Annotated in this window: 11 protein-coding genes; 8 read left to right on the forward strand and 3 right to left on the reverse strand. The window is 65.7% G+C overall.

Features of this window, described 5'->3' with window-relative positions; all coding sequences use genetic code 11:
• Nucleotides 1–14 precede the first annotated feature (14 nt).
• The 6 genes from hisI (at nt 15) to tatC (ending at nt 2,898) form a co-directional block, all read left to right on the forward strand.
• A complete protein-coding gene (gene hisI, locus H3H37_RS07210; protein WP_182160954.1) occupies nt 15–500 on the forward strand; it encodes a phosphoribosyl-AMP cyclohydrolase in 486 nt (161 codons plus the stop codon).
• Nucleotides 497–853 carry a phosphoribosyl-ATP diphosphatase gene (locus tag H3H37_RS07215; RefSeq protein ID WP_182160955.1) on the forward strand — a complete coding sequence of 119 codons (357 nt, stop codon included), beginning with the start codon at nt 497–499 and terminating at the stop codon, nt 851–853. The genes hisI and H3H37_RS07215 overlap by 4 nt, the downstream gene beginning before the upstream one ends.
• A gap of 36 nt (nt 854–889) precedes the next feature.
• Nucleotides 890–1,261 carry a histidine triad nucleotide-binding protein gene (locus tag H3H37_RS07220; protein WP_182160956.1) on the forward strand — a complete coding sequence of 124 codons (372 nt, stop codon included), beginning with the start codon at nt 890–892 and terminating at the stop codon, nt 1,259–1,261.
• 125 nt (nt 1,262–1,386) lie between these two features.
• Nucleotides 1,387–1,593, forward strand: coding sequence for a Sec-independent protein translocase subunit TatA (gene tatA, locus H3H37_RS07225; protein ID WP_182160957.1), 207 nt, complete (start codon nt 1,387–1,389; stop codon nt 1,591–1,593).
• A gap of 42 nt (nt 1,594–1,635) precedes the next feature.
• On the forward strand, nt 1,636–2,142 hold the full coding sequence (gene tatB / locus H3H37_RS07230) for a Sec-independent protein translocase protein TatB (RefSeq protein ID WP_182160958.1): 507 nt from the start codon (nt 1,636–1,638) through the stop codon (nt 2,140–2,142).
• Nucleotides 2,143–2,898, forward strand: coding sequence for a twin-arginine translocase subunit TatC (tatC, locus tag H3H37_RS07235; protein ID WP_182160959.1), 756 nt, complete (start codon nt 2,143–2,145; stop codon nt 2,896–2,898).
• 70 nt (nt 2,899–2,968) lie between these two features.
• On the opposite strand, the gene H3H37_RS07240 is transcribed toward tatC, so the two are convergent.
• The 3 genes from H3H37_RS07240 to H3H37_RS07250 all read right to left on the reverse strand — a co-directional run bounded on the left by H3H37_RS07240 (nt 2,969) and on the right by H3H37_RS07250 (nt 11,200).
• Entirely contained in the window at nt 2,969–4,945 is a 1,977-nt protein-coding gene (locus H3H37_RS07240) for a DUF885 domain-containing protein (protein WP_182160960.1), read from the reverse strand.
• A gap of 145 nt (nt 4,946–5,090) precedes the next feature.
• Entirely contained in the window at nt 5,091–9,254 is a 4,164-nt protein-coding gene (locus H3H37_RS07245) for a DEAD/DEAH box helicase (protein ID WP_182160961.1), read from the reverse strand.
• A complete protein-coding gene (locus H3H37_RS07250; RefSeq protein ID WP_182160962.1) occupies nt 9,251–11,200 on the reverse strand; it encodes a dipeptidyl-peptidase 5 in 1,950 nt (649 codons plus the stop codon). The genes H3H37_RS07245 and H3H37_RS07250 overlap by 4 nt, the downstream gene beginning before the upstream one ends.
• Nucleotides 11,201–11,382: 182 nt before the next feature.
• Here H3H37_RS07250 and hemE point away from each other — a divergent pair, with 182 nt between their 5' ends.
• Both hemE and H3H37_RS07260 read left to right on the forward strand, forming a co-directional pair.
• Nucleotides 11,383–12,462, forward strand: a complete 1,080-nt coding sequence (gene hemE, locus H3H37_RS07255; protein ID WP_182160963.1) for a uroporphyrinogen decarboxylase — start codon at nt 11,383–11,385, stop codon at nt 12,460–12,462.
• 799 nt (nt 12,463–13,261) lie between these two features.
• A complete protein-coding gene (locus H3H37_RS07260; RefSeq protein ID WP_182160964.1) occupies nt 13,262–15,301 on the forward strand; it encodes a primosomal protein N' in 2,040 nt (679 codons plus the stop codon).
• The last annotated feature ends 1 nt before the right edge of the window (nt 15,302 follow it).

The following is a 15,302-nucleotide window of genomic DNA, read 5'->3' on the forward strand; positions in this document are numbered from 1 at the left end:
GCGGAGGAACGACGATGGCTACGCCACCCAACAACAACGGCCTCGCCAAGGCCAAATGGTTGAAAAAAGTACAATGGGATGAGAACGGGCTGGTGCCCGTGATCGCCCAGGAAGCCGGCACCAACGACGTGCTGATGTTCGCCTGGATGAACCGCGAGGCGCTGGCGCGCACGGTGGAGCTGGGCGAGGCCGTGTACTGGAGCCGCTCGCGCAAGAAGCTGTGGCACAAGGGCGAGGAGTCCGGCCACGTGCAGAAGGTGCTGGAAATCCGCCTCGATTGCGACGAGGACGTGGTGCTGCTCAAGATCGAGCAGGCCGGCGGCATCGCCTGCCACACGGGCCGTCACTCGTGCTTCTTCCAGAAATTCGAGGGCGACGCGCTGGAAGGCGACTGGCAGGTCGCCGAGCCGGTGTTGAAAGACCCGGCCATCATCTATCCCGAACCCGCCAAGCCCGCGCCCAAGGCCGTGGCCAAACCGAACAAGACCAAACCGACATGAGTACCATCCTGGACCGCGTTGCGGACATCATCGAATCGCGCAAGCTGGCCAACGGCGGCGACCCGGCCACCTCCTACGTCTCGCGCCTGTTCGCCAAGGGCGACGACGCCATCCTGAAGAAAATCGGCGAGGAAGCCACCGAGACCGTGATGGCCGCCAAGGACGCGCGCGCCGGCGGCGATGCCTCCAAGGTGCTGTACGAGTGCGCCGACCTGTGGTTCCATACGCTGGTGCTGCTGGCCCAGTTCGACCTGACCCCGCAGCAAGTGCTCGACGAGCTGGCCCGCCGCGAAGGCGTGTCCGGCATCGTCGAAAAAGCGTCGCGCAAGGATGCGAACGGCGACGGCGCCTAACCCTGGCGGAAACAACCCGACTTTTTAGGAGTGTTTGTGGATAACTGTATTTTTTGCAAGATCGCGGCCAAGCAGATTCCTTCGACCATCGTCTACGAGGACGAGGACGTGCTGGCGTTCAAGGACATCAACCCGGCCGCGCCCGTGCACTTGCTGCTGATCCCCAAGCAGCACCTCTCCACCCTGTCGGACTGCACGGCCAACCAGGCCGCGTTGCTGGGCAAGATGCTGGCCCTGGTGCCGCGCCTGGCCGAGGAATTCGGCTGCGCCGTCAGCTACGACGCCGACGGCACGCCAACGGGCGGCTACAAAACCATCATCAATAGCGGCCCCGACGGCGGACAAGAGGTGTACCATCTGCACCTGCATCTGGTGGGCGGTCCGCATCCGTGGCGCCGGCTGCATTAATAAGCATTCCGGACGAGATCATGTTAGTCCAAGTGACAAATACATGACGGCCCGCGCATCGCTTATACTGTGCATATTGGTTATAACTGAATTCTTTGGGCGTATGCCCTTGCAAGGGGATTAAGATGGGTTCTATGAGTATTTGGCACTGGCTGATCGTGCTGGTGGTCGTGATGCTGGTGTTCGGTACCAAAAAGCTGGGCAATATCGGTTCGGACATCGGCAAGGCCGTCAAGGGCTTCAAGGATGGCGTGCGCGGCGAGGAAGACAAGCCTGCGGCCACCACCCCGCCCACCATCGACGTCGACGCGAAAGAGAAGAACAAGCTGTAAGCGGCGCGGGGCTCCGGCCCCGACCGCGATAGCCTGCGCCTTATGATCGATCTCGGTCTTTCCAAACTAGCCATTATCGGCGTCGTCGCCCTGGTCGTAATCGGTCCCGAAAAGCTGCCCAAGGTGGCGCGGATGGCCGGGTCCTTGTACGGCCGTGCCCAGCGTTACCTGAACGAAGTCAAATCCGAAGTCTCGCGCGAGATCGAGATGGAGGAATTGAAGAATTTGCAAAAGGAAGTGCAGCAGGCGGCCCAGAACGTCAAGCAGGACGTGGAAAAGGCGGTCTCGGACAACCTGGGCGAGATCCAGGGCGACCTCCAAGGCGCCTGGGATGGCACGCCCTTGCCGGTGACCGAGCGCCTGATCAGTGCCACCCCGGACGACCTGTCCCGCAAGGCGCGCGAGTTCCGTCGCAAGAAGCTGGTGCGCAATTCCGCCATCCCCGGCTGGTACAAGCAGCGCCACGGCGGCAAGATGCACGTGACGTCGGGCGCGGCCCGTGTGGCCCGTTTCCGCCCGCGCGGCAATTCCTCCTCCTCGTTTTACTAAATGACTACACCTGCGCCGGGCGAAGAGACCTTTATTTCCCACCTGATCGAGCTGCGCGACCGCCTGGTCAAGGCGTCGATCGGCATCGTGCTGGTGTGCATCGGGCTGCTGGTGTGGCCCGGTCCCTCGCATATCTATGACATCATTGCCCGTCCGATGATCGCCTCGCTGCCGGTGGGCTCGAAGATGATCGCCACCGGCGTCATCTCGCCGTTCCTGGTGCCGATGAAGGTGACGCTGGTGATCGCCTTCATCCTGGCCCTGCCGTGGGTGCTGTACCAGCTGTGGGCCTTCATCGCCCCCGGCCTGTATGCGCACGAGAAGCGGCTGATCGCGCCGCTGGTGATTTCGTCGTCGGTGCTGTTCATGATGGGTGTGGCGTTCTGCTACTTCTTCGTGTTCGGCCGCGTGTTCAAGTTCATCAGCGAGTTTTCCCCGCAGTCGATCGCCGTCACGCCCGATATCGAAAACTACCTCGATTTCGTCATGTCGATGTGCCTGGCGTTCGGCGCCACCTTCGAGGTGCCCGTGGTGGTGGTGATCCTGGTGCGCATGGGCCTGGTGAGCGTGGAAAAGCTCAAGGAAGTGCGGCCCTACGCCATCGTCGGCGCCTTCGTGGTGGCGGCCGTCGTCACCCCGCCCGACATCGTCAGCCAGTTCTCGCTGGCCCTGCCCATGTGCCTGCTGTTCGAACTGGGCTTGCTGGTCGCGCCCATCTTCGTGCGCGTGACCCAGGCGCCCGAAGAAACCTCCTGATCACACCTGCCGGAAAGCAAACGGGACGCTCGCCGCGTCCCGTCGTGTCACTGCCTGCCCGCGACCGCGCTTACTGCGTCATCAGCTCGCGGATCATGGGCACGGGCGCACTGCCATAGCTGAGGAATTGCTCGTGGAATTCCTTGAGCGAGAACTTGCTGCCCAACGCCTGCTTGCGCTGCTCACGTAATTCCATGATCGCGCTGTAACCGCTGAAATAGCTGGTCAGCTGCACCGACGTCACCTGCACCCGGTGCCATTTCTCCTCCGCCTCGCTGCGGGTCTGGAAGGCCTGGCGCGTCAGCAGGTCCATGGCCTGTTCCTGCGTCATGCCCAGCACGTGCACGCTGTAGTCGAGGATGGTGTTGGTCACGCTGCGCAGGTTCCATTTGGACCACATCAGCCACATCTCGGGTGCGTTGTCGCCGTAGCCCGATTCCAGCATCATGCGTTCGCCGTAGACAGCCCAGCCTTCCACCATGGCGCCGTTGCCGAAGATGGATTTGACGATGGACGGCGAACGGTTGGCATACACGAGCTGCGCGTAGTGGCCCGGTATCGCTTCGTGGATGTTAAGGATCTGCAATATCCAGTCGTTGTATTCGCGCAGGCTGCTCTCGGCCGCCTCGGGCGTGGCGCCGTCGAGCGGGGTCACGTTGTAGTAGGTGCGGTCCTGCGGCCGGTACGGGCCGGGCGCGTCGATGCTGGCGCCGGCCACGCCGCTCTGGTAGGCCGGGGTGGCGCGCACTTCGAGCTGTTTGCTGGGGTCGAGCGTGAGCAGGTCGTGGCTGATCACCCAGTCCTGCAGCAGCGGCACCTGGCGCCGGATCTCGTTGAAGAAGTTCTCGCGCGCCACGTGGTGGCTCGACAGCTTGTCGATCACCATGGCGACCTTGGCGTAGCGGTCGTCGGGCTTGGCGGCGTCGCCCATGGTCTTGGTCCACAGTTCGTCGGACAGCTTGTCCATATTGGTCAGCAGTTCCTCGCGGGCGGCCAGCGCCTTGCGATAAGTCTGCTCGGCCGTGTCGCCGGACTGGATGTCAAACGCGAATTTCTGCTCGTACAAGTCCTTGCCGATGCGGAAAGAGCGGCCGGTGCCGTTCTTGGCCATGGTCTGGTCCAGGTCCTTCAGGTAGGCCACGTAGCCATCGACGGCCGTCAGCGCCGCGTTGATGCGCTGGGTGAACAGCTGCTTTTCCACCGGCGTGAGGATGGACGCCTGGGCTTCCTTGTCGAGCTGGGTCAGTACGGTGAGGACGCCGGGCGCCTGCGCGATGGCCAGTTTGGTGTGCTCGGGGGTTGGATCGGTCAGGTTGGCGCGGGCCGCGTCGTAATAGGCGGGGATGCTGGCGATGCGCTTGAGCAGCGTGCGCAGCCGCTGCGGCTTGGCCGCGTAGCGCGTGTTGAGGATCAGGTCGATCGGCCCGGCCGGGTTGTACAGCGCGGGATTCCACTGGTATTCGCGGAACGTGGTGAGGTTGAAGCGGTCCGAGTTCAGCTTGTTGATGAGCAGGGCCAGGTCGGTGCGGCGGCTGGCCGACAGCTGACGCGTGTCGACCTTGGCGAAGCGGCCCAGCCAGTCGTCCGTGAACGCCTGCTGTTTGGCCAGGGTGGCTGCGTCGTAGACGGTCATGGCGGCGGCCGTGTCGTACTTGCCGGCGTAGATCGCGCTTTCCGGGTCCATGCGCCACAGCGCGTTCAGGAATTGCACGCTGAGCGCATCGAGCGCCTTGTCCTGGCGCCGCTCGGGCGAGACGGGCTGGGCGTGGTGCACGGCGGCGGCCACGGTGGCCGCCGCTACCGGCGCGGCCGCGTGGGATTTGCCCTTGCCGTGCTTGCTGCTGCCTTTGCTGCTGGTGTTTTTACTGCCGCTTTTTCCGCTGGCTTTGCTGTCGCCCTTGGCATGTTTGCCGTGGGACGAACTCTTGGTCCCCGACTTGGCCGTGCTGGCGGATGCCTTGGCATGGTGTTGATGGGTGCTGGCGCTGGCCGGCGCCAGCGCGATCGACGTCAGCAACGCGGCCAGCGCGATAGGGGTCTTCATCATAAAAAGCAGCCTCGTGTATGTTGGGCAAGACGCGCATGTTCGCAGGTTTGGGGCGGCGCGCCAAGGTCAAGCGTGGGAGATTATCACTAAACGGGGCCTGCGAGGGCGCCCGTTACATGCCGCTACATGTCCTGCGGCGGCACCGTCAGCGTTGCATGCCTTCAGCCAGCATGGCCAGCATATCGGCGGCCGACATGCGCGCGGCCAGGTCGCTGCCGTCGAGCAGGCTGTCGGCCAGGTCGCGCTTGTGCTGGTGCAGCGCCACGATGCCCTCCTCGATCGTGTGGCGCGCCACCAGACGGTAGATGGTGACGGGCCGCTGCTGACCCATGCGGTGCGCGCGGTCCGAGGCCTGGTCTTCCACGGCAGGATTCCACCACGGGTCCATATGGATCACGTAGTCGGCCGCCGTCAGGTTGATGCCCATGCCGCCCGCCTTCAGGCTGATCAGGAACACGTCGCCGTCGCCAGCCTGGAACGCGTCGACCCGCGTTTTGCGCTCCTGCATGGGCGTGGCGCCGTCCAGGTACTGGTAGCGGATGCCGTTGGCGTCCAGGTGGTCGCGGATCAGTTTTAGATGATCGACGAACTGGCTGAACACCAGCACCTTGTGGCGGTTGTCGAGCAAGCCTTCCAGCAGTTCCGCGAAGGCGGCCAGCTTGCTGCTGGCCAGCCCCAGGGCCGGCGCCACCAGCTGCGGATTGCAGCAGGCGCGGCGCAGCTTCATGATCTCGGCCAGGATCTGGATGGTCTTGCGGTCGACCGGACCTTCGGCCTGTTCCAGCTTTTCCAGCGCGGCACGGCGCAGCGATTCGTACAGCGCCGTTTCCTCCTTCGACAGCTCCACCTCCAGCGTGATCTCGGTGCGCGAGGGCAGCTCGGCCAGCACCTGGGCCTTGGTGCGGCGCAGGATGAAGGGCTGGATCAGGCGCCGCAAGCGCTGGCGCGCACCCACTTCCGCCTTGTGGTTCTGGGCCTTCTCGATCGGCCCCGCGAAGCGCAGGTTGAACTGCTCGATGCTGCCCAGCAGGCCGGGATTGATGAAGCGGAACAGGTTCCACAGTTCACCCAGGTGGTTCTCCAGCGGCGTGCCGGTGGCCACCATCTTGAAGTCGCCCTGCAAGGCCATCACGGCTTGCGAACGCTTGGTTGCGCCGTTCTTGATGGCCTGCGCCTCGTCCAGCACGATGGTGTGCCAGCGCACGCCGGCAAACAGCTTGGCCTCCAGTTGCAACAGGCCGTAGCTGGCCACCACCACGTCGTAGGGCTGCAAGGTGGCCAGCGTTTCGCCCCGATCACCGGCCCCGAACAACTTGATGTTGAGCGTGGGCGCGAAGCGGGCCGCCTCGCTGATCCAGTTCAGGCACACGGAGGTGGGCGCGACCACCAGTGTCGGACCGTGCGGCGCGCGCGCGAGGATCAGGGCCAGCGCCTGCAGCGTTTTACCGAGGCCCATGTCGTCGGCCAGGCAGGCGCCCACGCCCCAGTGGGCCAGGCGCGCCAGCCAGTCGTAGCCTTCGCGCTGGTAGTCGCGCAGTTCCGCCTGCAGGGTGCTCGGTAGTTGCGGCACGAATTCCGTGCGCGCCTGCATGCGCGCCAGGTGTTCGCGCCACAGCTTGTCCGCCTTCAGCCCGCCCGCGTCGTCGGCCAGCTCCTCCAGCGCGAACGCGGCCAGCGGATGCAGGCGCACGCCGTCGGCCGTCAGTTCGCCGTAGGCCGACACTTCGCGCAGGCGGCGGTGCAGCTCCTCCGTCAGCGCCAGGAAGCGATTGCCGCCCAGCTCCACGAAGCGTCCCTGGCTGTTGTGCATCAGCTCCAGCAGGGTGCGCAGGTCCAGCACCTGGTCCTCGTCCACCTGCACTTCGCCGCTGGCCGCGAACCAGTCCTTGTGGCTCCTGATGGCCAGCCGCAGCTGGCCGCTGCCCACTTTGGACGTGACGCGGAAACTCTCACCTTCCGGCCAGGCCAGCACGATGCTGTCAGGGTCCAGCGCCTGCAGTTCCACCAGCAGTTGCAGGCACAGCGCCGGTTGGCCCAGCAGCCACTCGCCGTGTTCCTGCTCGGCCGATTCGAGGATGGGGCAGCGCGCCACCAGCGCCCGTTCCGCGTCGCGTTCGCCGTTCAGGTCGCGGCGCGCCTGCACCGGCTTGCCGCCGGCGTCCGCGATCACGCTGTCGGCGCCGGTGCCGGGCGGGTAGTAGGCGCCGCCGGCCAGCGGACGCACCAGCAGTTGCATCTTCAGGCCGTGCTGGTAGGGCAGCAGGTGCACGTGCAGGCGGGCGTCGGCCGCCACCTGCTCCATGTCGGCGCCGGCGCCGCCGATTTCCGACTGCACCGTCACCAGCGACGAGATCGAGCCGATCGCCTGCAACACCTGCTGTTCCGCGTGGCGCGGCACGGTCAGGCCGTCGCCGACGATGGCGGCGATGCGGCGGTGCTCGTCGAGGATCTGGATCACGCGCAGCCGGGTCGGCGTTTCCTTGTTGATGATGACGGTGCTGCCGTCGTCGGGGATGGCCGGTTGCAGCGCGATCGTCAGGTTGTCGCCCTGCTTGCGGATCAGCAGTTCCGGCTCGCCGGCCAGCAGTTCGACCCGCGTGTCGGGCGCGTCGTGCCAGAACAGCAGCGGGTGACCCACCAGCGCGGCGGCCGCGCGTTGCGGGTCGATCTCGTAACTGAGGCCGGACGAATGGTAGTGGCGGTGCGCCACGCCGATGGCCTCGGCCGCGCGCAAGTCCTGTGGCGTGAGGAAATCGAACTGCTCGGCTTCGAAGCGCAGCCGCTTCAAGGCCACGGCGCGGCCCTTGCCCCAGATGCCGCGCGCGTCGCGCTTCTGTTCGCGCGGCTCCACCGCCGTCAGGCCGTGGCGCGGATGGAAATCGAGCACCCAGGCCAGGCGCGTGTTGCCGCCGGCCGTGGAGGTCGCCGGCTGCTGCAGATTGATCAGGGCGGCCAGCTGGCGCTGCCATGCTTCCTGCCGCTCGAACCATGCCGTCAGGTCGGCGTAGCCGTGCTGGCGGCGCAGGGCTGTGCCGTGGCGCGCCTGCTCCGCGTCGCCCAGGTGGCCCAGCAGGCTGGCCGCCTGGCCGGCGATGAAGTGGTAACCAGCGCGGTCGGCCTGCTGCACCAGCTCCACCAACTGCGGACGGTAATCGGCCAGTTGCGGCTGCGATAGCCAGAAGTACAGCAAGGCCTGGAACATCTGGGCTTGCAGGCCCGTTTCCCATGCGCGCTTGGTGACGGTGTCCGGCGTCAGCGTGCCGGCGCGCACCTGGCGCAGCAGGTCCAGTTGCTGGTAGACGGCGCTGTCGTGGTTGTGCGGCGCGCGCAGCGCCGCTTCCAGGTAGGCTTCGGCGGCCTTGTCCAGTTTGGGGTCGCCTTGGCGCAGCATGGCCAGCACGTACAGGTGGCCGCCCAGGCCAGCGAACAGTTGCTTGCGCTTGCCCGATTCGCGCCGCAGCATCTTGAGCGCCGCGTCGAAGCCGGTGATGGCGGCCGAGGCGGCGCCGCGCAACAGCACGATCACGCTGGCCAGGAACTGGCTTTGCGCGCCGGCCGTGCCCTCCAGGTAGCGGCCCGCGTCGTCCAGCCGGCCGCACAGGATGGCGTCTTCCGCCAGCGCCAGGCGCAGCGCGGGCGCCAGCTCGTCGCCGCCGGCGTGGCGGCGCTGGAAGTGCTGCTCGATGAAGTCGCGCAGCACGGGCGCGCTGGCGATATCGCGCTGTGCGTTCTGCAGCAGCAGCGTCAGGATATCGTCCTGCAGCAGCGGGTGGACGCGGGCGATCATGCCCGCTTCGAACGGGCGGCCGAAGATCTCGATAATGGGATGAAGCTGGGCCGCTTCGTAGCAGTTCTGGCAGAACGTCAGTAGTGGCAGCACGCGCTGCGGGTCCTGGCCGCGCAGCAGCGCCATGCGCAACCGCGCCACGCCGGCCCGGTAGCTGCGCGGCTCCACCGTGTTCCAGGTCTGGCGCAGCGGCACCAGCAGGTCGTGCGCCTGGCTGATGTCGTCGAGCGCGTGGGTGCCGATGGCGGCCCGGATGGCGGGCCAGCGCAGACCGGGGTTGCAGCTGTGGCCGCGCCCTGTCACCACGTTGGTGAAGGCCAGCCGCTCCAGCTTGCGCAGCGCGTCGTCCAGCGAGTCCACGCTGAGCGCTTCATGATGCTGGTCCTCGATGCGGGCCGCCTTCAGATGGTCGAGGATGGCGGTACGGCCCATCGGCTCGCCGATCAGCGCGAGCAGGGCCAGCGTCATTTTCTCGTGGTCGGCCAGCGCGTCGAATTCGGCCTGCAGCTGCGTTTCGTTCATGCAGGAAGATTGTCGATGTGGACGGCGCCGGGCGCGTCGCCCGGGTGCAGGCCGAACAGGCGTTGATAGAAGTACAGCTCCGCCTCCAGCGTGCGCACGATGTTCTCGGCCTTGCGGAAGCCGTGGCCCTCGCCTTCCAGCGGCACGTAGGCCACCGGCACGCCGCGCGCGCGCAGCGCCGCCACCATGGTTTCCGATTGCTGCGGCGGCACCACCTTGTCATCCAGGCCCTGGAAGAAGATCATGGGGCGCGCCAGCCGGTCGGTGTGGTTGATCGGCGAGCGGGCCTGGTACAGCGCCTCGGCCGCCGGTTGCGGCGCGATCAGGTATTCGTTGTAGTGCGATTCGAACTTGTGCGAATCCTGGTCCAGGCCCTTGAGGTCGGACACGCCGTAGTAGCTGGCGCCCAGCTTGAACACGTCGTGGAAGGTCAGCGCGCACAGCGTGGTCAGGCCGCCGGCGCTGCCGCCACGGATGATCAGCCGTTCGCCGTCGGCCAGGCCGCGTGCCACCAGCGCGCGCGCGCCGGCGATGCAGTCCTCGACATCGACGATGCCCCACTGGCCCTTGAGCGCATCGCGGTAGGCGCGGCCGAAACCGGCGCTGCCGCCGTAGTTCACGTCCAGCACGCCGAAGCCACGGCTGGTCCAGTACTGGGTGGCCAGCTTGAGGGTGCTGGTGGTCATGCTGGTGGGGCCGCCATGGCTGATGACGATCACGGGCGGCAGGCTGGCGGCCGGCGCCTGCACGGCCGGATTGCAGGGCGGATAGAAGAAGGCGTGCGCCGTGCGGCCGTTGGCGCTGGGGTAGCTGATGGACTGCGGCACCGACAGTTCGGCCACGGCCGGCAGCGTTTCGATGGAACGGGCCAGCACTTCGACCTCGTCACTCGTATATTCGATGCGGGCCAGTTCCAGCGCGATGGTAGGGCTGCCGCCCATCAGCGCGATGAAACCGGGGCCCACCTTCAGTTCGCGGATTTCCTGATACGGATTGGCGATTTCTTCCAGCTTGCCGCTGCCCACATGCAGGCGCGCCAGCTTGCTCACGCCCTGCACGATGTAGGTGCAGATGATCTCGTCGGCCGAACGGAAGCCGTACATGGAGGCGCCGAACACCCAGTGCGGGGTGGCGAATTCGGCTTCCATCGGGCACAGGGCCTGCAATTGTTCGCCGGCCAGCCGGTACAAATTCCACCAGCCGCTGCGGTCGGACACGAAGTGCAGCACGCCGGCCGGCGACCATTCGGGCTGGCACACGGCTTCCTCTGGGCCGCCGGCCACGCGGCGCGCGGCGCCCAGGCTGCCGTCGTCCAGCACGGGCGCCAGCCACAGTTCCGTGCCCTGCCACGGCATGCGCGGGTGGTCCCAGCTCAGCCAGGCCAGCTGACGGCCGTCCGGCGACAGGCGCGGCGCCGCGTAAAAATCCGCGCCTTCAACCAGCACCGTCTCGACGCCGTCAGCGCCGATCGCGCACACGGTGTTGACCGGCTGTGCGTGCGGATCGTCGCCATGCAGTTCGCGCACGCTGATCAGGCGCGCGCGGGCGCGGTCGGCCACGAAGTCGGCGTGGCGCTGCTTGCCGGGCCGGGTCAGGGCCACGGCCGGAGCGTTGCCGTCCTGGCGGTACAGCAAGTTGTCGGCATAGTGCGAGAAGTAGATGGTGTCGCCATCGACCAGGCAGGCGCCGCCGCCGTATTCGTGCACGCGGCTGCGCACATTGAACGGCAGCGGGGTCAGTTCGGCCGTCGTCGCGCCACGGTGGCGCAGCAGCGTGTTGCGGCCCGCCTCGGCGGCGCGGCCGGCCAGCCAGTAGATATCGTTGCCATCGGCCCCGCCCAGGGCCAGTTGCGACAGTGGCGTGGCGCCGGCCGCCACGCGCGCTGCGCTGATGGTCGATGGCCAGGCGCCGAACGGTGCGGTGGGCAGTGGGGTGGCTGGGGTCATGGTCGCTCCAAGAGTGGTCGGGATCGGGGTGCAGGCATCATAGTGAATGCGGACATAATGTTCCAGTGCAAACTAGCGTCGCGCCGGGCCTACGTTTCGTCATGCCTGGCACAGGGCAAAGCGTAAAAACGGGGCGCGGGATGCGATAATAGCTTTTTTATTCCCGCCATTGATTGCCTTCCATGCCACAATTCGCCCCGCTCCAGAACGACACCTTCTTGCGCGCGTTGCTGCGCCAGCCCACCGACTACACGCCCGTGTGGCTGATGCGCCAGGCGGGGCGCTATTTGCCGGAATACCGCGCCACGCGCCAGAAGGCTGGTTCCTTCATGGGCCTGGCCACCAATCCCGATTACGCCACCGAGGTGACGATCCAGCCGCTGGACCGCTTCCCGCTGGACGCGGCCATCCTGTTCTCCGACATCCTGACCGTGCCCGACGCCATGGGCCTGGGCCTGCACTTCGTGGAAGGCGAAGGGCCGAAGTTCGAGCGCCCGCTGAAAACGGAGCAGGACGTGCTGGCCCTGCGCCAGCCGGAACCGGGTTCGCTGGACTATGTGTTCAAGGCCGTGACCCAGATCCGCACCGAGCTCAATGGCCGCGTGCCGCTGATCGGCTTTTCCGGCAGCCCGTGGACGCTGGCCTGCTACATGGTGGAAGGCCAGGGTTCGCGCGAGTTCCACACCATCAAGAAGATGCTGTACAACCGTCCGGACCTGATGCACCACGTGCTGGCCACCAACGCCAAGGCGGTGGCCGAATACCTGAACGCCCAGATCGACGCCGGCGCCCAGGCCGTGATGATTTTCGACTCCTGGGGCGGCGCGCTGGCCGATGGCGCCTACCAGGAATTCTCGCTGGCCTACATGCAGCAGGTGGTGTCCCAGCTCAAGCGTGAAAAGGATGGCGTGCGCATCCCCGCCATCGTGTTCACCAAGGGCGGTGGCCAGTGGATCGAGGACATCGCCGGCATCGGCGCCGACGCCGTGGGCCTGGACTGGACCGTCAACCTGCGCCAGGCGCGCGCGCTGGTGGGCGACAAGGTGGCCCTGCAAGGCAACCTGGACCCCGCGATCCTGTTCGCCAGCCCGGACCAGATCCGCGCCGAAGTGCACAAGGTGCTGGACGCGTTCGGCAAACCCGGCCCCAACAGCGGCCACGTGTTCAACCTGGGCCACGGCATTTCCCAGTTCACCGAGCCCGACCATGTGGCGGCCATGGTGGAAGCCGTCCACAGCCACAGCCGCGCCCTGCGCGCCTGACCTCGTTGCCGGAAAAAAGGGGCCGTTTCCGCGCACACGCGCCCTTTTTTCATGTTGTCTTCGTTCGTCCGATACCGACTTATACACAATTTTATTTGCTGCTGAAATAACAGGCAGGGTATTTTTCCCCAAGGGGAACGGTGTTGTAAGTAATTGATTGTATTAGGTTTATTTTTGCCTCCCCAGAGGCAAGATTAGCGATAGGTAAACCTTATCCCAGCAGCGAAACGGGCTTGTCAGTCCATTGTCCACAAAGTTATCCACTAAAACTGTGGATAAAAAAGAAAAGACCTTAGTAAACCGCCACTTAGGCGTTTTGTTAGCATCTTGGTTCAAGAGCATGTTGCGCTGCACTAAATCGAGGCAATGTTTTTGCCGTGATAAGGACCTTGTTTTCGCGTAAACGTTGTCGTTGCAGTATGTGTAGAATGCGCAGCGTCCGGCCGCGTGCTGCAAACGGTTGCTGCTCTGCGGCAAACGTGATCTGTGTGGCATCCGGTGCAAAAAAGTGCTTGATTTCGGCCCAGAAAGTCCTCTAAATACTTCACTTATGCACAGCGGCGCGGATCTGGCGCGATTTTTTCCTCCCCTAGGGAGCAATTTTCAAGTTGTTGATTTATAAGGGAATTAATTTTGGTTTTTTGCCCGGTTTATGACACTGGCAAGGCGGAAGTCATCGGTTTCCGTGAATTAATTTTCCTTTGTCCACAAAGTTATCCACAAAAACTGTGGATACTTTCAAGCGCCCCCAGCGTGGCGGGGCGGCCGGGGAAAACCGCGTGATTTGTGCAGCCACACGATGACGACGCCGGACCACCTTTCCCATTGCATCCTGCAGATCGTGCTCGACACGCCGCTGAACGCGGTGTTCGATTACCGCTGCGCTTGCGATTCCGCACATCCGCCGCAGATCGGTCAACTGGCGCTGGTGCCGTTCGCCCGGCGCGAAGTGGTGGGCCTGATCGTCGGCATCAGCGACCGCAGCGACGTGCCAGAAGCCAAGCTCAAGGATGCGCTGGCCGTGCGCAGCCAGTTGTCGCCGCTGTCGCCGCAATGGCTGGCGCTGGCCGGCTTCGCGGCCGATTACTACCAGCGCCCGCTCGGTGAGGTGGCGCTGCCCGGCCTGCCCAAGAACCTGCGCGTGCTGACCACGGTGGCGCTGGACCGGGCGCTGAAAAAGCTGGCCAAGCATGACACGCCGCACGACGGCACGCCGATCGCCATGCCCCGCCTGAACCCGGCCCAGCAGCAAGCGGCGGACGCCATCGGCGGCGCCCAGGGCTACGCGCCCACGCTGCTGTATGGCGTGACGGGCAGCGGCAAGACCGAGGTCTACCTGCAGGCCTGCGCCCAGGTGCTGGCGCGCGAGCCGGAGGGCCAGATCCTGATCCTGGTGCCCGAGATCAACCTCACGCCCCAGCTCGAAGGCAACATCCGCGCGCGCTTCCCGGGCGTGATGCTGGCCACCTTGCACAGCAGCCTGTCCGAAGGCGAGCGCATGCTGCACTGGCTGGCTGCGCACCAAGGCAAGGCCCGCATCGTGTTGGGCACGCGGCTGGCCATCCTGGCCTCGCTGCCCCAGCTCAAGCTGATCGTGATCGACGAGGAGCACGACCCGTCATACAAGCAGCAGGAAGGCTTGCGCTACTCGGCGCGCGACCTGGCCGTGTGGCGCGCCTGGCAGCTTGGGATTCCCATCGTGCTGGGTTCGGCCACGCCGTCGCTGGAGAGCTGGCACCACGCCCAGTGCGGCCGCTACCGCAAGCTGGAGCTGCGCGAACGGGCCGTGCAGAACGCCACGCTGCCGCAGGTGAAGCTGCTCGACATGGAGCGCGACAAGCCCAAGGATGGCCTGACGTCGCAACTGGTGGCCGCGCTGCGCCTGCGCATGGAGCGCGGCGAACAATCGCTGCTGTTCCTGAACCGGCGCGGTTATGCGCCCGTGATCTGCTGCGAGTCGTGCGGCTGGATCAGCGATTGCAAGCGCTGCACCTCGTTCATGGTGCTGCACAAGCCCGAGCATCGTTTGCGCTGCCACCATTGCAGCCTGGAGATGCGCATCCCGCGCCACTGCCCCACGTGCGGCAATGTCGACTTGCAGCCGCTGGGCCGTGGCACGCAGCGCGTCGAGGAAGGCTTGCAGCAGCTGTTCCCGGAGGCGCGCATCCTGCGTATCGACGCCGATTCCACCCGCAAAAAGGGTAGCGCCCAGGAAGCGTTCGACACCGTGCACCGGGGCGAGGTCGACATCCTGATCGGCACCCAGATGGTGGCCAAGGGCCACGACTTTAAAAAGCTGACCCTGGTCGGCATCCTCAATCCGGACACGGCCCTGTTCTCGCAGGACTACCGGGCCAGCGAGCGCCTGTTCGCGCAGCTGATGCAGGTGGCCGGGCGCGCCGGACGGGCCGGCCGCGCGGAAGGCGGCAGCGCCAGCGAAGTGCTGATCCAGACCCGCTATCCGCAGCACCCGCTGTACGGGGCCGTGGTCAACCACGATTACGACCATTTCGCCACGGCCCTGCTGGAGGAGCGCGAACAGGCTGCGTTGCCGCCCTATCTGTTCCAGGCCCTGCTGCGGGCCGAGGCGCCGGAGCTGGCCACGGCCATCGCCTTCCTGCAGGCGGCGCGCGACTGCGTGGAGCATGGCGGCATCACCATCAACGACCCCATCCCGATGAGCATGACGCGCGTGCACAACGTGGACCGCGCCCAGCTGCTGGTGGAGTCGCCGTCGCGCCCGGCGTTGCAGGCCTTCCTCAAGCACTGGATGGCCACCCTGCGCGACATGAAAAGCCGCGTCAAATGGTCGCTGGAAGTGGACCCGCTCGATATTTGAG

The organism is Rugamonas brunnea (genome assembly GCF_014042345.1).
GTDB classification, from domain to species: domain Bacteria; phylum Pseudomonadota; class Gammaproteobacteria; order Burkholderiales; family Burkholderiaceae_D; genus Rugamonas; species Rugamonas brunnea.

Excerpts from the sequence above, each read along its gene's own strand:
- hisI (WP_182160954.1), top strand. The coding sequence starts at position 15 with ATGGCTACGCCACCCAACAACAACGGCCTCGCCAAGGCCAAATGGTTG.
- H3H37_RS07215 (WP_182160955.1), top strand. The coding sequence starts at position 497 with ATGAGTACCATCCTGGACCGCGTTGCGGACATCATCGAATCGCGCAAG.
- tatA (WP_182160957.1), top strand. The coding sequence starts at position 1,387 with ATGGGTTCTATGAGTATTTGGCACTGGCTGATCGTGCTGGTGGTCGTG.
- tatB (WP_182160958.1), top strand. The coding sequence starts at position 1,636 with ATGATCGATCTCGGTCTTTCCAAACTAGCCATTATCGGCGTCGTCGCC.
- tatC (WP_182160959.1), top strand. The coding sequence starts at position 2,143 with ATGACTACACCTGCGCCGGGCGAAGAGACCTTTATTTCCCACCTGATC.
- H3H37_RS07240 (WP_182160960.1), bottom strand. The coding sequence starts at position 4,945 with ATGATGAAGACCCCTATCGCGCTGGCCGCGTTGCTGACGTCGATCGCG.
- H3H37_RS07245 (WP_182160961.1), bottom strand. The coding sequence starts at position 9,254 with ATGAACGAAACGCAGCTGCAGGCCGAATTCGACGCGCTGGCCGACCAC.
- H3H37_RS07250 (WP_182160962.1), bottom strand. The coding sequence starts at position 11,200 with ATGACCCCAGCCACCCCACTGCCCACCGCACCGTTCGGCGCCTGGCCA.
- hemE (WP_182160963.1), top strand. The coding sequence starts at position 11,383 with ATGCCACAATTCGCCCCGCTCCAGAACGACACCTTCTTGCGCGCGTTG.
- H3H37_RS07260 (WP_182160964.1), top strand. The coding sequence starts at position 13,262 with ATGACGACGCCGGACCACCTTTCCCATTGCATCCTGCAGATCGTGCTC.